The organism is Kitasatospora cheerisanensis KCTC 2395, assembly GCF_000696185.1.
Classification (GTDB): Bacteria; Actinomycetota; Actinomycetes; order Streptomycetales; family Streptomycetaceae; genus Kitasatospora; species Kitasatospora cheerisanensis.
Genome location: NZ_KK853997.1, coordinates 6,998,995 through 7,018,026, shown reverse-complemented (window position 1 = coordinate 7,018,026; position 19,032 = coordinate 6,998,995). Strand labels below are relative to the sequence as shown.

Below are 19,032 nucleotides of genomic sequence, written 5' to 3'. Positions count from 1 at the left end.
CCGGGGGCCCGCAGCGGCCTCCGGATCCCACTCGGAAAGGGCTTTCCAGCATGCAGCTCACCGGTACCGCCGCCCTGGTCACGGGTGCCGCCTCCGGCCTCGGCGCGGCCACCGCCGCCCACCTGGCGGGCCTCGGCGCCCACGTCTACGGCCTGGACCTGCCGAAGGCCGTGGAGTCCGCGCCCGCCGCGCCCGAGGGCGTCACCCTGCTCGGCGCGGACGTCACCGAGGAACAGCCGGTCCGCGACGCGCTGGCCCGGATCGCCGCCGACGGCCGCCCGCTGCGGCTGGCCGTCAACTGCGCGGGCATCGCCCCGTCCGCCCGGATCGTCGGCCGCCGCGGCCCGCACGACCTGGACCTGTTCCGCACCGTGCTGAACGTCAACCTGATCGGCACCTTCAACGTGATGCGCCTGGCCGCCGAGGCGATGTCCGGCCAGGAGCCGGACGAGGCCGGCCAGCGCGGACTGGTCGTCAACACCGCGTCCATCGCCGCCTTCGAGGGCCAGGTCGGGCAGATCGCCTACGCCGCGTCCAAGGCCGGCGTCGCCGGGATGACCATCACCGCCGCCCGCGACCTCGCCCAGTTCGGCATCCGCGTCGTCACCATCGCCCCCGGCATCGTCGACACCCCGATGATGGCGAGCTTCTCCGACGAGATCCGGGCCGGCCTCGCCGCCACCGTCACCTTCCCGCAGCGCCTCGCCCACCCCGAGGAGTACGCCCGCCTGGTGGCCGTGGTCGCCGACCACGACTACCTCAACGGCGAGACGATCCGGATGGACGGCGCGCTGCGCATGGCCGCCCGCTGACCGTCGCCCCACACCCCCCGCAGGGCCGCCCCGACCGGGCGGCCCTGCGGCGTTTCCGGGCCCGCGGCCTCCGACGCTCCGGGCCTCGGCTGCCGAGGTTTCCAGGGCTTTCCGGGGCCTTCCGGGCCTCGGCGACCGACCCGCACCGGGGTGTAATGGTTCGCCCGGTGCCGGACATTTCCTGGGTGACGGCCGTTTCACAGGAAGGGCACGCATGCCGGCTCAGGAAGGACCGCAGGAGCGGCACCGGTGGTTGGAGGCGCTCTACGACGCCCATGCCGACCGGGTGTTGGGCTACCTGCTGCACCGCACGGACCGCGAGACCGCGCAGGAACTCGTGTCGGAGACGTTCCTGCTCGCCTGGCGCAAGCAGCGGACGGTGCCGGACGACGCGCTGCCGTGGCTGCTCGCGACGGCCCGCCGGCTGCTGGCCAACCGAGTCCGCTCCGACCAGCGCCGGTGGGCACTCGCCGAACGCATCCGGACCGCGGCGGACGACGCCCCCGCCGCCGCCTTCGAGGACCGGGTCGGCGACCGCGAACACGTCTTCCGGGTGCTGATGCTGCTCTCCGAGGCCGACCGCGAGGTCCTGCTGCTCACCGGCTGGTACGACCTGACGGGCCCTCAGGCCGCCAAGGCGCTCGGCTGCACCAGGGCCGCCTACGCGCTCCGGCTGCACCGCGCCCGCAAACGCTTCCGCGCCGCCCTGGAACGGCAGCACGCCTCGACCGCCACCCTCGACTCGGAGGTGCCCGCATGAACCACGACCCGGTGCTCGACGCCGTCCGGCAGGTCCGCCCGCCCGACCCCGAGGGCTGGGCGCGTTCCCCCGAGGGCCGCCGCGTCCTCGACTCGGTGCTGAACCGCGCCGCCGGGGCCCCGCCCGGCCTCGGCCGTCCGCGCCGCGCGGTCCTTGTCGGCGGGCCCTCGTCGCCCTGCTCGCCGGCGGCGGGGCGCTGGCGGTGGCCGGCGGACTACCGTGGAACGAGCACGGCCGGACCGCGATGTGCGCCCGAACTCTCGCCCGCGACGCGGACCTTGCCGAGGTCTCGACCACCGACGACTTCGACCCCCGCGATCCGGGCGCGTCCTGCGCCCGGCAGTGGACCCACATGTGGGGCCCCGACAGCCCGGTGCCGACCTCCTTCACCGCCTGCTACCACCCCGGCGCCGACGTCCCCGACCCCGACGGCGGCTACCACCGCGACCCGCACGCCCCCGGCGGCCCCGTCATCTACCCCGCCGACGGCCTCCCCCCGACCCAGGCCTGCGCCCGCATCGGTGCCAAGCCCATCCCGGTCGGACCCTAGGAGCGAGCGGGCGGGCGAGCGGGCGGAACGGCCGGACGGCCGGTCGGTCGGACCGAACGTCCTTCACCAGTCCGCGACTTGGTAGTCCTTCAGGAAGACACCGGAGAACGGCTCGCCGGCCTCGCCTCGGACTATCGGGTCGTAGACGCGGGCCGCGCCGTCCACGATGTCGAGCGGGGTGCGGAAGCCCGCGCCGGCCATCCGGGACTTCTTCGGGGCCGGGTTCTCGTCGGTGATCCAGCCGGTGTCTACCGCGCACATGTGGATGCCGCGCTCGGCGAGTTCGGCCGCGCTGGTGCGGGTCAGCATGTTGAGGGCGGCCTTGGCCATGTTGGTGTGCGGGTGGCCGGGCATCTTGTTGCGGACCGCGAAACGGCCCTCCACCGCCGTCACGTTGACGATGTACCGGGACGGGTGCGGGGACGCCTCCAGCAGCGGCAGCAGCCGGTCGCAGAGCAACGCCGGCGCGAGCGCGTTGACGAGGTGCGTCTCCAGCACCTCCGCCGGGTCGAGCCCGCCGAGCGTCGCCGACCAGGAGTTCTGCGGCGCCCGGTCGGGCAGCAGGCCGGCCTCGTCCACGAGCGCGCGGAGCGTCCCGAGTTCGTCGTCCCGGTGCTCGGTCAAGACCTGCCCCGGATGGCCGAGTTCGGTAGCCGATCCCGTGCCGGGCCGGGCGGCGCCGAGCGCAGGCCTCGGCCTCGGCCGGAAGCCGGGAGCGTGGGTGACCTGGGCCGGGACGCTGCCCTGCTCGCCGGCCACGAGCAGCGCGTACGCCTCGGGCAGGCGGCGCACGGTCTGTGCGGCGTTGTTCACCAGGATGTCCAACGGGCGTCCCTCGGCGCGCAGTTGCTCGCACAGGCCGAGGACCTGGCGCGGGTCGCGGAGGTCGATGCCGACGATCCGCAGCCGGTTCAGCCAGCGGTCGCTGCCATCGGCGGCGGTGAACCGACGCAGCGTGTCGTGCGGGAAGCGGCTGGTGACGATCAGTTCGGCGCCGTCGCGGAGCATCATCAGCGCCAGTTGGAAGCCGATCTTGACGCGGGCTCCGGTGAGCAGCACCCGGCGGCCGGCCAGGTCGGTGCTGAGGGCGCGGCGGGCGGTGTGGTCGGCAGCGCAGTCCGGGCACAGGCGGTGGTAGAAGCCGTCGAGTTGGCGGTAGCCGCGCTTGCAGACGTAGCAGCGGCGGCTGCGGTGGAGTTCACCGATCGGGCCCGGGCTCGGCGGGTCGGCCAGCGGGGCGTCCTCGCGGCGGGCGTCGCCGCCGGTGGCGGTCGCGGCGGTCAGCACGGCGTCGGCGCGGGCAGCCTCGGTGCGGCGCTCCTGGCGACGCTGCTTGCGGCCGTCGCGGGCGAAGGACTCGGCAACGCGTTCGGCGCGCAGGCGCAGGGGATGATCGACGGGGAGGGCGCGCAGCCGTCCGACGGTGCGGTCGAAGGCGGCGAGCTCGGCCTCGTCCGGGATTCCCGTGCCGTACCGGCCTCGGGCGCCGCCGTCCGGGAGTTCGGCGCTGTCCGGGCTTCCCGTACCGTCCGGGCCATGGTTGTGGTTCGGCTCGGGCGTGCTCATCGGGGTTCCTCCGGGTGACGGCGCGTCAACGGCGTCGGGCCCGACCGGATTCGAACCGGCGTGATCCGCCTTGCGAAGGCGGCGCGTCTACCTCTGCGCTACGGACCCGTCGCCGGGACCTCGCGGGGGCCGGATTCGAACCGGCGTGAACGCGTTGTCTACGCGCTGCGCCAACCGCTGCGCTACGCCCGGGAGATGAGGAGATGCTACCGGTACGCACCGGAAGATCGGCAAGCGCTTTCCGGCCCTCACTCTCTCCGGCACGGTAAGCGCTTTCCACTACCCTCTCGGGGCCACGCGGTAAGCGCTTTCCACCCCTCCACTCGAACGGCGGGAAATCGCTTTCCGTGCACCGTTCCGCTCGGCGGCTCCGAGCGGCGAGGGTGCGCGGAAAGCGGTTTCCTGTTCCTCCGTCCGCCGCCTGTCCGCCTGTCCGTCCAGTCCGTCTCCCGGCAGCGGCGCTCAGCCCTGGCGGAGTTCCGGGAAGTCGCTGTCCAGGTACTCGTTCGGGTTGCGGTCGCCGGCGCGCTCCGCCTCGTGGGTGCGGAGTTCGACGCGGCGGATCTTGCCGGAGATGGTCTTCGGCAACTCGCCGAACTCGAGGCGGCGGATCCGCTTGTACGCACTGAGCTTCTCCCGGGTGAACGCCAGGATGTCCCGGGCGAGTTCGGGGCCGGGGGTGCGGCCCTCGACCAGCACCACGTACGCCTTCGGGACGGCCAGGCGCAGCGGGTCGGGCGAGGGGACGACGGCGGCCTCGGCGACGGCGGGGTGTTCGATCAGGACGCTCTCCAGCTCGAACGGGGAGATCCGGTAGTCGCTGGCCTTGAACACGTCGTCGGCGCGGCCGACGTAGGTGATGTATCCGTCGTCGTCCTGGGCGGCGACGTCGCCGGTGCGGTAGTAGCCGTCGCGCATGGCGTCGGCGGTGCGTTCGGCGTCGCCCCGGTAGCCGCGCATCAGACCGAGCGGGCGGCGGGCCAGGTCGAGGCTCAACTCGCCTTCGCTGCCGGGCTTTCCGTCCGGGTCGAGCAGGGCGACGTGGTAGCCGGGCAGCGGCCGTCCCATCGAGCCGGGCTTGACGGGCTGGCCGGGGCTGTTGCCGATCTGGCAGGTGGTCTCGGTCTGACCGAAGCCGTCCCGGATGGTCAGGCCCCAGGCGGCGCGGACCTGTTCGATCACCTCGGGGTTCAACGGCTCGCCGGCGCCGACGAGTTCGCGCAGTTCGGTGCGGTGCGCGCCGAGGTCGGCCTGGATCAGCATCCGCCAGACGGTCGGCGGGGCGCACAGCGTGGTGACCCGGCAGCGGGCGATCACGTCGAGCAACTGCTGGGCGTCGAACCGGCCGTAGTTGAAGACCAGCACGGTGGCCCCGGCGTTCCACGGCGCGAACAGGTTGCTCCAGGCGTGCTTGGCCCAGCCCGGCGAGGAGATGTTGAGGTGGACGTCGCCGGGGCGCAGCCCGATCCAGTACATGGTGGACAGGTGGCCGACCGGGTACGAGGCGTGGGTGTGCTCGACCAGCTTCGGCTTGGAGGTGGTGCCGGAGGTGAAGTACAGCAGCAGCGGGTCCTCGGCGAGGGTGAGGCCCTCTGGGGTGAACGTCTCGGCGGCGGAGTCGACCTGGGCGTAGTCGTGCCAGCCCTCGGGCACCGCCCCGGAGCCATCGGCGTCGGCGTCCCCGGTGCTGCGGACGGCGATCCGCAGCGGCGCGCCGTCGAGGCCGGCGAAGCGGTCGGCGACCTCGGCGGCGGCGATCACGGCGCGCACCTCGCCGCGGTCGAGGCGGTCGGCGAGGTCCTCGGCGGACAGCAGCAGGGTGGCGGGGATCAGCACCACTCCGAGCTTGATCGCGCCGAGCATCACCTCCCACAGTTCGCTGACGTTGCCGAGCATCACCAGCACCCGGTCGCCCCGGCCGAGGCCGAGTTCGCGCAGGTGGTTGGCGACCTGGTCGGAGCGGCGGGCGAGCTGGTCGAAGGTGTGGACGCGCTCGCGGCCGTCGGGTTCGACCACCCACAGCGCGGGCCGGTCGTTGCCGCGCGCCATCGGGTCGAAATGGTCCAGCGCCCAGTTGAACTCGCCCAGCTCCGGCCACTCGAAGGTGCGGTACGCGGTGTCGTAGTCGGTGGCGTTCTGCCAGAGCACCTCGCGGGCGGCGTGGAAGTTCGCGGCGGACTCGGCCCGGCCCGGTCGCGGCCCGGCGGTCCTTGTGCCGGCCCCTGCCCCGCCAGCTGCACCGTCCCCTGTGCCGGTGCCCGGCCGCGACGGCGAGTGCTCATTGTTATGGACGTTCTCGGCTGAGCCCATGGCCTGACCCCTCTGCTTCAGTTACCGTCGCACCCAATATTTCCGCTGGCCGCAACCCTGCGGTCCCCCCACCTGGAGAGGAGAGTTCGCTCGGATGGCGGATGGCTCCACTGGTCGTACCGTACGGGTCCTGGTCGTCGACGACCATCCCGTGGTGTGCGACGGCGTGTCCACGTTGATCCGGCGGGCCGAGGACGTGTCGGTGGTCGGGTCGGCCCGGACGGCGCGCGAGGGCGTCGACCTGGCCGGGGCGCTGCGCCCGGACGTGGTGCTGCTCGACCTGCGGTTGCCGGACCTGCCGGGCGCGCAGACGGTGCCGCTGCTGCGGGCCGCCGCGCCGGACGCCCGGGTGGTGCTGTTCACCGCGTTCGAGGATCGGAATGCGCTTTCCGCGGCCCTCGCGGCCGGGGCGCACGGCTGCCTGCTGAAGGACGTCACCGACACCGATCTGGTCGCCCAGCTGCGGTTGGCCGCCGCCGGGCGGCGCGTGCTCGATCCGCGGCTGAACGGCTCGGCGCCGGCGCAGTTGCAGGCCCGGCTGTTCGGGCTGTCGCTCAGCCGGCGCGAGTACGACGTGATCCGCTCCGCCGCGACCGGCCGCACCAACCCGGAGATCGCCGAGGAACTCGGCCTGACCCGGAACACCGTCAAGACGTACCTGCAGACCGCCATGCACAAGCTCGGCGCCCGCAACCGGGTGGAGGCGATCCGCCGGGCCCAGCAGGAGCAACTGCTCTGACGCCGCCGGCATCCGATGCACCGTCACCTCGGGCCACCGCCGCCGCCCGCCCGGTGCCGTCGCACCATCTTGGCCTTCCCCCGCGCCGTCCTCCGCGACCTGCGACGCCCCGTCAGCTCAGCGGGCGCGCCGGGGCCGGTACGGGCGGGGCGAGGAGCGGGAGTTCGCCGCGCAGGGTGGTGCCGTCCTCGTCGCTGTGCAGGTGGAGGCTGCCGCCGAGGCTCTCGTACCGGGCGCGCAGCCCGGGCAGGCCGGCGCCGGTGGCTGTCGCGGTCGGGCCGACAGTCCCCGGGCCAGTGCTGGAAAGCGGTTTCCCGTTGGGGTCCGGGCCCGGCCCGTCGTCGATGACGGCGAGGTCGAGCCGGTGGCGGTCGTGAGTGAGGGTGACGGCGACGGAGTCGGCCTCGGCGTGCTTCTCCACGTTGAGCAGGCCTTCGGCGACGGTGCGGCGCAGCAGGGCCGCGCGTTCGGCGTCCAGCTGCGGGGCGGGGCCGATGGGGACGAAGGCGGCGGGGATGCCGGTGCGCTGTTCGAAGCGGCGGAGCGTCTCGGCGAGGTCGGCGGCGAGGCGGTCGCCGGGGTTTCCGCCGTCGGAGTCGGCGGGCCGGTCGCGGTGCAGGCGGGCGACGGCGGCGCGCAGGGTGGCGGCTGCGTCGCCGAGTTCGCGTTCGAGGCGGTGCAGGCGGTCGGCGAGTTCGGGGTGCTGGGCGGTGTCGGTGCGCAGGTCGCGGACGGAGCTTCCGAGGCCGAACAGCATGGCGCCGACGCCGTCGTGCAGTTCGGCGGCGATCCGGCGGCGTTCGCCGGTGACGGCCGCGTCGGCGAGGGTGGCGGCTCCGTCGGCGACGTCGACGGCGAGGGTGGCGAGGTGGGCGAGCCGGGTCAGGCCGTCGATCGCGCTGTCGCCGATCTGTCCGCTGCCGCGGGTGGCGCCGTAGAGGACGCCTCGGGCGGGGCCGGTGCCGATCGGGAGGCCGACCATGCCGGTGACGGCTTCGCGGCCGACCTGCGGGTCGAAGTCGTGGGTGATCCGGCTGGAGCGGTAGTAGTCGCGGACCACGACGGCGCTGCCGACGGCCACCACCCGCCCGCCGAGGCCGAGTCCGAGCGGGATCCGCAGGTCGTGCAGGGTTTCGTGGCGCGTCCCCGACCAGGCCCGGAGCACCAGGTCGGGGCCCTCCACCAGCCCGCCGAGGCTCAGTTCGAAGCCGTGCTCGGCGCGGACCCGTTCGGCGACGGCGCGGAGCGTGCGACGGGTGTCCAGCAGGCCGGTCCGGTGGGCGCGCTCGCGGTCGATCCGGTCCAGTTCGGCGAGCGCGGCCAGCACCGCGGTCTCCCGCTCGTCTCCGCCACCGCCGTTCATGCGCGGCAGCGTACCCGCTCCTCACACCGGGCCCTCCCGCTTCCCTGCGGCCACCGCCCGCCGGCTGCCGGCCGTCCCCACCACCGCCCGCCGCCCGCCGCCCGTCCAACCGCGAACCCCTGACCGCCCCACCGCCGACCGCGTCCCGTCCCGCCGGTGACCATGGTCGGTCCCACCACCGACCGCGTCCCCTCCCGCCGTCGGCCGACCCACCGCCGAGCGTCTCCCGTCCCACCAGCGGCTACCGGCCGGCGGCCGCTTTCACCGAGCCCGCCGCCTCACGGCGTGGCGGTTTGAGGCGTTCGCGTCGCCGGGTGATGCTGAGGGCATGGCCTGGGGGTTGCTGCTCCGAAGGGGGATGTGCGGACATGGCGACACGGGTTCCGGGCCGTGCGGCGGCTGCGACGGTGGACGGCGGCGGCTCGGTCACGGGCTGGTCGGCGGCCGCCGAGCGGATGTCGGGGTTCCCGGCGAGCCGGGTGCTGGGCCGTTCCGCGTTCGACCTGCTGGCCGGGGACGCCCCGATCTCCTTGCTGCGCGCGGTGGTTCGGCGCAAGCCGTTCACCGGGATGGTGCGGCTGGCCCGGTCGGTGGACGGGCCGGTGGCGGTGGAGTTGGGCGTGGTCCCGGTCCGGACGGCGGACGCGGAGCCGGTCTGGGTGGTGTCCGCGCAGCCCTTGCAGCCGCTGGCGGCGGAGGCGCCGGTCGCGGTCGGGGAGGTCTCGGACCGCTCGGGCCGTCCGGAGGATCTGGCGCGGCGGCGGCTGGCGATGCTCGGCACGGCCGGCCTGCGGATCGGCTCGACGCTCGAAGTGGAGCGCACCGCCCAGGAGTTGGCGGACGTCGGCACGGAGGGCTTCGCGGATTTCGTGGCCGTCGACCTGTTGGACTCGGTGTTCGGCGGCGCGCCGCCGTCCGGTGCGGGCCTGGTGTTCTACCGGGTGGCGCAGCAGTCGGTGCTGCCGGGCTGCCCGGAGTCGGCGGTGGCGGCCGGCGCCCGTGACGTGATCATTCCGGAGTCGCCGGTGGCGCAGGTGCTGACCTCGGGGCGGCCGTTGCGGACGGACGTGCGCGATCCGATCCTGCGCGGCTGGATCGACCAGGAGCCGCGCCGGGAGAAGATCACCACCGAGTTCGGCATTCACTCCGCGTTGCTGGTGCCGTTGACGGCGCGTGGGGTGACACTCGGGGTGGCGATCTTCCTGCGGCACCGCTCGCCCGCCCCGTTCGACGAGGACGACCTGGTGCTGGCCACCGAGTTGACGGCCCGTGCGGCGCTGTCGGTGGACAACGCGCGCCAGTACACCCTGCAGCGCAACACCGCGCTCGCCCTGCAGCGTTCGCTGTTGCCCTCGCGGACGCCGCGGCAGGCGGCGGTGGAGGTGGCGTTCCGCTACCTGCCGGTGAGCGGCCGGGACGGGGTGGGCGGTGACTGGTTCGACGTGATCCCGCTGTCCGGCGCCCGGGTGGCGCTGGTGGTGGGCGATGTGGTGGGCCACGGGGTGCCTGCCGCGGCGGCGATGGGACGGTTGCGGACGGCGGTCCGCACGCTGGCCGACATCGACATGCCGCCGGACGAACTCCTCACCCACCTGGACGACTTGGTGCTCCGGGTGGATCTGGACGAGCAGCCGGACGGCGGCACCGCCTGGGCGGGCGGCAGCGTCGGCGCGACCTGCCTGTACGCGGTGTACGACCCGGTGGCGCGGTCCTGCGCGCTGGCCCGGGCAGGTCATCCGGGGCCGGTGCTGATCGGCCCGGACGGTGAGCCGACCTTCCCGGTGCTGCCGCCCGGCCCGCCGCTCGGCCTGGGCGGACTGCCGTTCGAGGCAACGGAGTTCGCCGTCCCCGAGGGCAGCGTGCTGGCCCTGTACACGGACGGGCTGCTACGTGCCTCGGAGTTGCGCGGCGATCCCGAACTCGGCCTGGACCGGCTGGCTTCGGCGCTCGCGAAGCCTGCGGACTCGCTGGAGGAGCTGTGCGAGCGGGCGCTGTCCGTGACGCTCGGCTCGGCGGCGCCGAGTGACGACGTGGCGCTGCTGCTCGCCCGTACCCGGGTGCTGCCCGAACAGGACGTCGCGGCCTGCGAGTTGCGGCGCGACCCGGCCGAGGTGGCGCGGGCCCGCAAGCTCGCGGCGACCACGCTCACCGAGTGGGGGCTCGAAGAGGCGGCGTTCGTCACCGAGTTGGTGGTCAGCGAACTGGTCACCAACGCGGTCCGCTACGGCCGGCCCCCGATCGAGCTGCGGCTGATCCGGGACGGCGGGGTGCTGATCTGCGAGGTGTCGGACGGCAGCAGCACGGCCCCGCACCTGCGCAGGGCCCGCACCTTCGACGAGGGCGGCCGGGGCCTGCTGCTGGTCGCCCAGCTGTGCCGCAACTGGGGCACCCGGCACACAGCGCGCGGCAAGACGATCTGGGCGGAGCAGCAACTCTAGCTCCCGCACGCCCGTTGACCGTCCCCTCTACCCCTCCGTCACGCCGGCCCGTCAGCCCGCCGTCCCGTCAGTACTTCGTCGCGGCCTGCACGGCGTCGCGCAGCCGACCGTGGTGCCGGTCGAGCAGCTCGGCCGCGGTGGCGGCGTCGATGTCGGCGAGCAGCACCAGGATGGCGTTCTTGACCTGCCCGCCGGTGGCGTCGAGTGCGGCAGCGACCTCGGCGGGTTCGGCGTCGGTGGCGAGGGCGACGATGCGGCGGCTGCGGTCGCGGAGCTTTTCGTTGGTCGCCCGCAGGTCGACCATCAGGTTCCCGTAGGTCTTCCCGAGCCGGATCATGGTGATCGTCGAAATCATGTTGAGCACCAGCTTCTGCGCGGTGCCGGCCTTCAACCGGGTGGAGCCGGTGAGCAGTTCGGGCCCGGTGACGACCTCGATGCCGTGCTCCGCGGCGGCGCCCAGCGCGGAGCCCCGGTTGCCGGACAGGCCGACGGTGAGCGCGCCGAGCGCCCGGGCGTGCTCGACGGCGGCGACGGCGTACGGGGTGCGGCCGGAAGCGGAGATGCCGACCACGGTGTCCTCGGCGGTCAGGTGCAGGGCGTCGAGGTCGGCGACCGCGGCCGAGCGGTCGTCCTCGGCGTTCTCCACGGCCTCGGTGAACGCGGCCGGGCCGCCGGCGATCAGCGCGACGATCCGGCCGGGCTCGGTGTTGAAGGTCGGCGGGCATTCGGCGGCGTCGAGCACGCCGAGCCGTCCGGCGGTTCCGGCTCCGGCGTGGATCAACCGGCCGCCCCGGCCCATCCGTTCGGCGATCGCGTCGATGGCGGCGGCGATCGCGGGGAGTTCGGCGGCGACGGCCTCCGGGACGGTCCGGTCCTCGGCGTTCATCAGCCGGGCGATCTCGACCGTCGGCAGCAGGTCGATCCCCGCGTGCTCGGGCCGCCGCGTCTCGGTGGCCAGCCCGGCGAGCATCGCCAAGTCCCCACCGCCCGGCGGCGTCGGGCCCGGTGGCGTCGGGCCCTGCGGAGCCGGTACGGGCAGGTCACTGGAGTGCGGAGAGCCGTTCACAGCCCCCGACCCTAACGGCGCACCCGCCCCCGAACAATCGCTCCCCGCCCCGCCCGAACGCTCCCGCCGCACCAACCGTTCGCCCCCGTCGCACCGGCCGTTCGCCCGCCACCGCACCGGCGCCCAGTGCCCGGCATCACCGCCGGCTCCGACTTCCGTCCCGTGGAGAGGTTTTGCCGTCCCGGCCGGCGGCGCGGGCCCCGGGGTCTGCCACACTCGCCGGATGGACATTCGGGGGAACGGGTCCACGACGACGGCCGCGCTGTCGAGGTTCGCGTGCGGGCCGGTGCTCGCCGTCGCGGCGGCGGTCACCGCGCTTCAGTCGGCCCTGGCCGGCCGCTACGGCTTCCACCGCGACGAGCTCTACTTCCTCGTCGCCGGACGGCACCTCGCCTGGGGCTATGTCGACCAGCCGCCGCTGACACCGCTGTTGGGCCGGCTGTCCACGGCCGTGTTCGGCGACAGCCCGCTGGGGCTGCGGATGGTCGCGGTGCTGCTGTGTGCGGGCACGATCGTCCTGACGGCGCTGGCCGCACGGGAGTTGGGGGCGCGTCGGGGTGGTCAGACGCTGGCGGCGGCGGGCGCCGCGGTCTCGGCGATGGTGCTGGCGCTGGGGCACATGCTGTCCACGGCGAGCTTCGACCTGTTCGCCTGGACCGGCATCGGCGTGCTGGTGCTGCGTCTGCTGCGCACCGGTGAGCGCCGTTGGTGGCCGGCGATCGGTGCGGCGGTCGGCGTCGCGCTGCTGAACAAGGATCTGGTGCTGCTGCTCGCGGCCGCCCTTTTGCCTTCTATCGCCTGGACGGGCGACCGCCGCGTCCTGCGCGGCCCGTGGCCGTGGGTGGGCGCCCTGCTCGCGGTGCTGGTGGCCGGGCCGAACCTGTACTGGCAGGCCCGGCACGGCTGGCCTCAGCTGACGGTCGCCTCGGGCATCAGCGACCAGGACGGTGTGGCCAACCGGCTGACCTTCGTACCGATGCAACTGCTGTACCTGTCACCGGTGTTGATCCCGGTGTGGCTGGCCGGGCTGCGCCGCCTGCGAGGCGAGGCCGAGCTGTCCTGGGCGCGGCCGTTGGCGTACGGGTACCTGGGGTTGTGCGCACTGGTGCTGCTGCTCGGCGGGAAGCCGTACTACGCGCTGCCGCCACTGCTGCTGGTGATGGCGGCGGGGTGCCAGCCTGCGGTGGAGCGGATGTGGCCGGTGCCGCGCCGTCGGGTGCGGCTGGTCGGCGTCCTGCTGCTGGCGGCCGCGGTCAACGCGGTGATCACCCTGCCGGTGCTGCCGGCACGTCAACTCGCGGCGCTGGCCTGGGTGTACCCGGAGTCGGCGGAGCAGGTCGGCTGGCCGGAGCTCGCCGGGGCGGCGGGTGCGGGCTGGGCGCGGATCCCGGCCGAGCAGCGTGGCCGGGCGGTGGTGTTCACCAGCAACTACGGCGAGGCGGGCGCACTGGCCAGGTACGGCGGTGGCTTCGGTCTGCCCGCGCCGTACTCGGGGCACATGTCGTTCGCCGACTGGGGCCCGCCGCCGGACTCCGCGACCGGCCCGGTGCTGCTGATCCATCCGGCTCCGTACCCGAAGGTGGAAAGCGCTTTCCGAGACTGCCGCGAGGTCGCCCGGGTCGACAACGGCCACGGTCTCGCGAACCAGGAGCAGCACGCCCCAATACTGCTGTGCGCGGGCACGGTCGCCCCGTGGTCCGAACTCTGGCCCCGGCTCCGCCACTTCTACTGACCGCCGCTCCCACCCGGCGGGCGGCGTCCGCAGCGCGTACTGACCGCCGCTCCCACCCGGCGGGCGGCGTCCGCAGCGCGTACTGACCGCCGCTCTCACTCGGCGGGCGGGGTCCGCAGCGTGGTGTCGGTGATCCCGCCCGGGCATTCGCGCTTCCGCTCCCAGCCGGCCAGGTCGGCGCCGGCCCGGTAGGCGGACTCCAGGAATTCGAGCGCGGTCGCCCACGGGTCCTCGGCGGCCCGGACGTCCTCGTACATCAGCAGCGCGAGGTGGCTGCCGCGGCTCGCGTTCCAGGAGGCGGCGGCGGGGTGCAGCGGGCGGTCGACGAGGCCGTCGGGCTCGGGGGCGGTGTACGAGTAGAACGCGGGCGCGGGGACGTTGCTGTCTCCGAACCAGAAGCCCGCGCTGATCACTTCGCGGGAGTAGGCCTCGCGGGTGACGGGGTCGGCGGCGGGCTGGGCGATCTCGCGGTCGGAGAAGCGGGTGACGGCGAGGTCGAAGGTGTGCCAGAAGTGGTGCACGGGGCTGGTCTTGCCGGCGTAGCCGGTGGCGTACTGCTCCAGCAGCAGGGCGACTTGGCTGAGGATGTGCCAGTAGGTGGTGACGGCCTGCGGGTCGTAGCTGCGGTGTTCGTCGTCGTCGGCGAACGGGCGGTGCGAGTCGGGCAGGTCGAACGGGTAGGGGTGGTCGGGGACGATGTCGATGTCCAGGTGGATGAGGGCGCGCAGGGTGTCGCGGTAGAAGTCGCCGACGGAGCGGCCCGCCAGCGGGAAGGAGTCCTCGCCGCCGGACAGGGTACGGACGTACAGGCGGTGGTCGGTGAAGTCGAAGTCGATGGTGAAGGCGTCGCCGCCGCGGGTCGGGCCGGTGGGGCGGGTGGTGATGCCGCGTCCGGTGAGGTGGAAGGGGACGTTCCACCAGTGGTTGCGGCGGGCGCTGCCGGCCATCCGGATCTTGCCGATGACCTGGGCGAATCGGTGCAGGGTCTCCTTGGTGTCCCGCCAGGACTCCAGGGGCAGGGGCGGGAACAGCTCCATGGTGCGCTCCGGCTGAGGGTGGGTCGGGAGGGTGTCGCGCCCCATCCTCGCCGCGCGCGCCGCACCGTCCGGCCGCGACGCGCCCGGACGGCGGGGAGACTGCTCCGCCCGGGTGTGTCGCACCGCCGGCACCCGACTCGCTCAGGGTCGTCCGCTGCCGGTCCCGCCGTTGAGGACGTAGCGCTGCGGCGCCATCGCGGTGTCGTGCCCGGGCAGCGCGGCCATCACCGCCGAGTGCGCCTCCTCCGGCGTGCGGACCGTCCCGCCAGTGTCGACCACGGCCGTCAACTCCTCGTCCTGCCAGTGCACTTCGACGTCCCGGGCGCCGAGTGCGGTGCGCACCAGGTCGGCGACGGCGTCCAGGTCGATCCAGTTGGTGCCGACCTGCTGCCAGCGGGCCTTGTCGCGTCGGGCGACGGGGAGGCCGGTCAGCTCGGCGAGTTCGCCGTCGAGGCCGAGGCGGACGGCGCGCCGGCCGGCCAGGTCGAGCAGGCCGAGCAGGGCGTGCGCGAAGAGCTCGGTCTCCTCGCGGTCGAGCACGTCGGGGTGGGTGTGCAGGGTGAACTCGAGGCAGCCGGTGGTGCGCCAGATGTTGAGCATCAGCCGGGTGGGGGTGGGTTCGGCGGGGTACCAGGCGAGGTCGGGTTCGGTCGGCGGCTCGGGTCGGGCGGCGGCCACGCTGTCGGGGACGGTGGCGCTGAGGTCGTTGACGACGACGTGCCGGGCGAACCGGGAGCCCCGCCGGTGGGCGACGTCCTCGATGAGTTGCCAGATGCGTTCGGCGTCGAAGGTGGCGTGCCAGTAGCCGGACAGGGCCTGGGCCTGGGTGCGGCCGATCAGGGTGTCGAGGTCGGGGCAGTCGGTGTCGACGGCGAGCAGGGCGTCCTGGGCGAGGGTGCCGATGTGCTCGGCGAGGCCGGGGCGGTGGCGGTTGGCGGAGAGTGCGGCCATCACGACGGTGCCGCGGTCGGCGCGGTGCGCGGCGAGGGCGGCGTAACAGGCGAGCAGCACCGCCGAGTTGGAGGCGCCGGTGCGGGCGGCAGCGCGGGCCAGGGCTTCGGCGCCGGCGGTGGAGCGGACGCCGAGGGTGGGCAGCAGGGTGTCGTTGGGGCCGATCCGGTCGTCGGCGAACACCGCGGAGGGCTGGTCCGCGAGGATGTGTTCCCAGTGCCGGAGGGCGGCGCGGGTGCGGCGCTGCCCGGAGTGGGACTGTTCCTGCTCGGCGACCTCGATCGGGGTGGGCGCGGTGGGTGCGGGCAGCGTGCCGCCGGCGGCCAGGGTGAGCCATTCCTGGAACAGCAGTCCGGTGGCGACGCCGTCGAGTTGGGCGTGGCAGATGACGACGGCGACCAGGACGGGAACGTCGTTCCGGGTGAGCAGGGCGAACCGCAGCGGGAATTCCTCGGCGAGGTCGAAGGCCTGCCGGCGACCGTCCCAGCAGAAGCGTTCGGCAACCCGGCCGGGGTCCTCGTCCTCCGCGAGCGCGAGCAGCGTGACGGTGAACTCGCCTTCGGCACGCACGCGTTGGCGCTCGGGCTGGCGGTCGGCGGGGCCGGGGAAGACGGTGCGCAGGGCGGCGTGCCGTTCGGCGAGGGTGCGCAGGGCGGCGAGGGCGAGCGGCAGGTCGGCGGCCGGGGGGACGGTCCAGGTGGCCTGCTTGTTCATGTGCGAGGGTTCGTCGTGGCGCAGGCAGCGGATCATGTTGTCCTGGCCGAGGGTGAGCGGGCCCTCGGCCTCGGGGGCGTCGGCCCGGTACCGCACCACGACGTCTTGCTGTTCGGACACTCCGTCAATCTCCGTTCAGGGCGGTGCTGATGGCTTCGGGCCAGTCGACGGGCCGGGGGCCGTGGGTGTGCAGCAGGGCGAGGGCGATCCGGTCGAGGCCGAACGCGGTGCAGGCGGTGTGGCCGGGGCGGCCGTCGGCGGTGAAGCCGAAGGCCTCGCCGAAGTGGTCCTTGTGGATGTTGGCGGAGGCGATCGCCTGCACCAGTCCGTCGGCCACCGGGACGCGCAGTTCGAACTTCAACTCCTGGGCGCGCTGGGCGGCTTGGTAGACCCGGCGGCCGCCGCCGAAGAACGGGTCGTCGGCCAGGTCGACGGACGGCTTCAGGCCGAGCGTCTCCAGCCAGTCGGCGACCCGTTGCAGCCACTGCTCGCGCCAGCCGAGGCAGTGTTCGGGAGTTCCGGCGGTGACGAGCTCGGCCATCCGGAAGGACCGCAGCCGGCCGGCTTCGGCGGTGGCCTCCTGCCGGAAGCACAGGGCTTCGACGCTGAACCTGGCAGGGAGTCCGCCGAGTTCGCGGCCGGCGAGGGTGGCGTACACGGGGTAGCAGGCGGCGGGCAGCAGGACGAGGTCCGACACCTCCTGCCGGGTGTGCCACGGCCCGGAGTCGGCGATCAGCGGAGCGAGTCGGCGCCAGTCGGCGGCGTTGCCGGTGTAACTGTGCACGGTGCCGAGCAGGTTGGGGAACGAGGCGACGTAGCCGGCCCGTTCGATGGTGGCGCGGGAGATCACGGGCGGCACGACCAGCCGCTCGAACGGCTCGTCGGCGGCGAGCCGGGCGATGGCCTCGCGCAGTGCGGCGTGCAGCTTCTCGTAGGCGGCGGGCTGGAGTTGGACTCCGGGTGCGGCGGTGGGCAGCGGGGTGGCGTCGTCGGGGTGGCGGGTCATGGTCTGCCTCTGTGGTCGGGGCCGGCGTGCGGCGGGGGTGGTGCGGTGGCGGCCGAACTACCGGGCCGGGCCTGCCGGGCGGGACAGCAGCGTCGGGCCTGCCGGGTAGCACAGCAGCGTCGGGCGGATCGGCCCGACGCCGGTGCGGGCGACGGCGGCCCGGTGGCCGGGCGGAGCTTCCAGGTCGTGGACGGTGCACGGGCCGAGCGGCCCGTCGACCCGGTGCGGCCCGATTGCGCCCGATGCCCCCACGCGGGTGCGCAGCCCGTCGGCCAAGCGCCCTCCGTAGGCCTTGGTGTACGCCTCCTTGCGGGTCCACCGGCGGGTGAACCCGTCGGCCCCGCCGTCGAGTTCGGACGGCAGGTAGTACCGGCGGGCGAGTCGGGCGGCGGTGCCGTCGGCCGGGACGGGTTCCAGGTCCACACCGACCTGGCCTTCACCGCCCGAGCCGCGTCGCTGGACGGCGAACAGCGCCCACGGACCGGCGGTGCTCAGGTTGACGCTCAACTCCTGTGCCAGGCCGACGGGTTCGGGTCGGCCGTGTGGTCCGCGGCGCCACCGGACGCGTTCCGGGGACACGCCCGCCGCGGCGGCGGTGAGCCGGCGGGCGGCGGCATGGGCGGCGATGTACCGGTGGCGTTGCGGGCCGTCGGGTGTCCGGTCGGCCCGGGCTCGCTCGTCCGGGTCGAGCAACTCCCGCAGTTCGGCAGCCTGTTCGGGGGCGGCGTCGGTGGCGATCAGCCAGATCTCGATCATTCGGGTGGTTCCTGCGGTGCCCAGCAGGCCAGGTCGAGCCGGCCGGTCTCGGGCTCCCGATCGGCGAGCGCGAGCGGACGGCCGGCCAGGCCCGGATCGGCGAGGGCTTCGCCGAGCGCGGCCCAACCGCCGGTGTACGGGCTACCGGTACGGGCCCGCCGACTCTCCACCCCGCCGGGCGCGGCCTCCTCCACCAGACCGGGGCCGAGCACCAGCAGGGCACCGGCCGGCAGCTCCGCGCACAACTCGTGCAACGCTCCCATGACATGACCTGACCTCACATCATTTGCGGACCGCAGGAGTTGCAGCGGACGCCCGCCGCTCTCCGTCTCCCAGAGCAGAGCGGCGGCCGAGTGCCGGTCGGGCAAGCGGGCGGCCCGGTGCGGCCGGTGGTGCAGGTGGGCCTGTTCGACGACGATCAGCAGGGCCCGCCGCGCGCCGCCGGTGCGGGCGTAGGCGTCGGCGACGGCGAGCGCGCTGAAGGTGCCGGCGACGCCCTCGTCACAGACGGCGAAGGACAGCGGCTCGCCGGGGCACACGCCGCTGAGCTGGGTGGCCACCGCCTGCCCCGGCCGGACGTCGGGGCTCGCGTAGACCAGGACCAGCAGGTCCACCGGGCGGCCGGGGTCGACGAGTTGGCGCACGACGAGTTCGCCGAGCGCGGTGTAGGACTGGCCGCGGGCCCCGGTCAGCGCGTCCTCGTCGAGGGGCAGGCCGTAGCGGCGGACCAGGTCGGCCGTGAAGGTGCGCAGGTCGGGGTCGGCGGCGAGCGGGGAGTTCCCGGCGAGGTCGAGGGCGTGGGCGGCGGTCAGGCGCAGCGGGGAAGCGGTGCGCGGGAGGGTGGTGGCGGGCAGCGGTCCGCGGACGCGCACGCTCAGTCCTCGGCGATGACGTGTCCGGCGACGAAGCCGGCGAGGGTGCCGACGGACTGGAGGTCGTCCTGGTCGATGCCTTCGACGTCGATCTGCACGTCGAGGTGGTCCTCGAGTTCCAGAATGAGTTCCAGGGTGGCGGCCGAGGTCAGTCCGACTTCGTCGAACAGGCAGGAGTTCTCGGTGACTTCGGGCAGTTCGCACTTGAGCACCCGGGGCAGCAGCAGAAGGATGCCGTCGAGGGCGCGGTCGCGCAGTTCGGGGTCGACGGAGCGGTCACCGGGGCTGTCGGGGGTGCCTTCGGTGGGGTGCGTCGCGGGGGCGGTCAGGTCGGTGGCGGAGTCGGTCATGGCGATTCCT

The 19,032-nt window shown here is 74.1% G+C and carries 16 protein-coding genes and 2 tRNA genes; 6 read left to right on the top strand and 12 right to left on the bottom strand.

The features are described from left to right. Nucleotides 1-50 precede the first annotated feature (50 nt). The 3 genes from KCH_RS31555 to KCH_RS45315 all read left to right on the top strand — a co-directional run bounded on the left by KCH_RS31555 (nt 51) and on the right by KCH_RS45315 (nt 2,122). On the top strand, nt 51-812 hold the full coding sequence (locus tag KCH_RS31555; protein ID WP_035868686.1) for an SDR family NAD(P)-dependent oxidoreductase: 762 nt from the start codon (nt 51-53) through the stop codon (nt 810-812). 214 nt (nt 813-1,026) lie between these two features. Beyond that, a complete protein-coding gene (locus KCH_RS31550) occupies nt 1,027-1,572 on the top strand; it encodes an RNA polymerase sigma factor (RefSeq protein WP_063750210.1) in 546 nt (181 codons plus the stop codon). Nucleotides 1,573-1,774: 202 nt separating this feature from the next. After that, nucleotides 1,775-2,122, top strand: coding sequence for a hypothetical protein (locus KCH_RS45315; protein WP_244305516.1), 348 nt, complete (start codon nt 1,775-1,777; stop codon nt 2,120-2,122). 63 nt (nt 2,123-2,185) lie between these two features. Here KCH_RS45315 and KCH_RS31540 read toward each other — a convergent pair whose 3' ends face one another. The 4 genes from KCH_RS31540 to KCH_RS31525 form a co-directional block, all read right to left on the bottom strand. Then, nucleotides 2,186-3,688, bottom strand: coding sequence for an SDR family NAD(P)-dependent oxidoreductase (locus KCH_RS31540; RefSeq protein WP_084224032.1), 1,503 nt, complete (start codon nt 3,686-3,688; stop codon nt 2,186-2,188). Between the two features lie 35 nt (nt 3,689-3,723). Then, nucleotides 3,724-3,796, bottom strand: a tRNA-Ala gene (locus tag KCH_RS31535). Between the two features lie 11 nt (nt 3,797-3,807). Next, nucleotides 3,808-3,881: transfer RNA gene (locus KCH_RS31530), tRNA-Val, on the bottom strand. A gap of 269 nt (nt 3,882-4,150) precedes the next feature. Next, nucleotides 4,151-5,836, bottom strand: coding sequence for an AMP-binding protein (locus KCH_RS31525; protein ID WP_035868679.1), 1,686 nt, complete (start codon nt 5,834-5,836; stop codon nt 4,151-4,153). 256 nt (nt 5,837-6,092) lie between these two features. Between KCH_RS31525 and KCH_RS31520 the strand changes: the two genes are divergently transcribed. Beyond that, nucleotides 6,093-6,737 (top strand): response regulator, encoded by a 645-nt coding sequence (locus KCH_RS31520; RefSeq protein ID WP_035868676.1) that lies wholly within the window; start codon nt 6,093-6,095, stop codon nt 6,735-6,737. A gap of 112 nt (nt 6,738-6,849) precedes the next feature. Here KCH_RS31520 and KCH_RS31515 read toward each other — a convergent pair whose 3' ends face one another. Further along, a complete protein-coding gene (locus tag KCH_RS31515; protein WP_051653663.1) occupies nt 6,850-8,100 on the bottom strand; it encodes a GAF domain-containing sensor histidine kinase in 1,251 nt (416 codons plus the stop codon). Between the two features lie 368 nt (nt 8,101-8,468). Between KCH_RS31515 and KCH_RS31510 the strand changes: the two genes are divergently transcribed. After that, on the top strand, nt 8,469-10,538 hold the full coding sequence (locus KCH_RS31510; protein WP_035868673.1) for an ATP-binding SpoIIE family protein phosphatase: 2,070 nt from the start codon (nt 8,469-8,471) through the stop codon (nt 10,536-10,538). A 67-nt stretch (nt 10,539-10,605) separates the two neighbouring features. Here KCH_RS31510 and murQ read toward each other — a convergent pair whose 3' ends face one another. Next, nucleotides 10,606-11,508, bottom strand: coding sequence for an N-acetylmuramic acid 6-phosphate etherase (gene murQ, locus KCH_RS31505; protein ID WP_035868670.1), 903 nt, complete (start codon nt 11,506-11,508; stop codon nt 10,606-10,608). Nucleotides 11,509-11,827: 319 nt separating this feature from the next. On the opposite strand from murQ, the gene KCH_RS31500 reads away from it, so the two are divergent. Beyond that, complete coding sequence (locus KCH_RS31500; RefSeq protein ID WP_051653662.1) at nt 11,828-13,336, top strand: ArnT family glycosyltransferase; 1,509 nt, start codon at nt 11,828-11,830, stop codon at nt 13,334-13,336. A gap of 95 nt (nt 13,337-13,431) precedes the next feature. Here the strand turns inward: KCH_RS31500 and KCH_RS31495 are convergent, their stop codons facing one another. The 6 genes from KCH_RS31495 to KCH_RS31470 all read right to left on the bottom strand — a co-directional run bounded on the left by KCH_RS31495 (nt 13,432) and on the right by KCH_RS31470 (nt 19,022). Continuing rightward, a complete protein-coding gene (locus tag KCH_RS31495; protein ID WP_035868666.1) occupies nt 13,432-14,373 on the bottom strand; it encodes a DUF5996 family protein in 942 nt (313 codons plus the stop codon). 141 nt (nt 14,374-14,514) lie between these two features. Beyond that, nucleotides 14,515-16,158, bottom strand: coding sequence for a condensation domain-containing protein (locus KCH_RS31490; RefSeq protein WP_051653661.1), 1,644 nt, complete (start codon nt 16,156-16,158; stop codon nt 14,515-14,517). 4 nt (nt 16,159-16,162) lie between these two features. Beyond that, nucleotides 16,163-17,044: a class-II aminoacyl-tRNA synthetase family protein gene (locus tag KCH_RS31485; RefSeq protein WP_035868663.1), complete on the bottom strand. Its 882-nt coding sequence runs from the start codon at nt 17,042-17,044 to the stop codon at nt 16,163-16,165. A 57-nt stretch (nt 17,045-17,101) separates the two neighbouring features. Beyond that, nucleotides 17,102-17,800: a 4'-phosphopantetheinyl transferase family protein gene (locus tag KCH_RS31480; protein ID WP_051653660.1), complete on the bottom strand. Its 699-nt coding sequence runs from the start codon at nt 17,798-17,800 to the stop codon at nt 17,102-17,104. Then, nucleotides 17,797-18,672 carry a hypothetical protein gene (locus KCH_RS31475; RefSeq protein ID WP_051653659.1) on the bottom strand — a complete coding sequence of 292 codons (876 nt, stop codon included), beginning with the start codon at nt 18,670-18,672 and terminating at the stop codon, nt 17,797-17,799. The genes KCH_RS31480 and KCH_RS31475 overlap by 4 nt, the downstream gene beginning before the upstream one ends. 2 nt (nt 18,673-18,674) lie before the next feature. Further along, complete coding sequence (locus tag KCH_RS31470; RefSeq protein ID WP_051653658.1) at nt 18,675-19,022, bottom strand: acyl carrier protein; 348 nt, start codon at nt 19,020-19,022, stop codon at nt 18,675-18,677. Between the last annotated feature and the right edge of the window lie 10 nt (nt 19,023-19,032).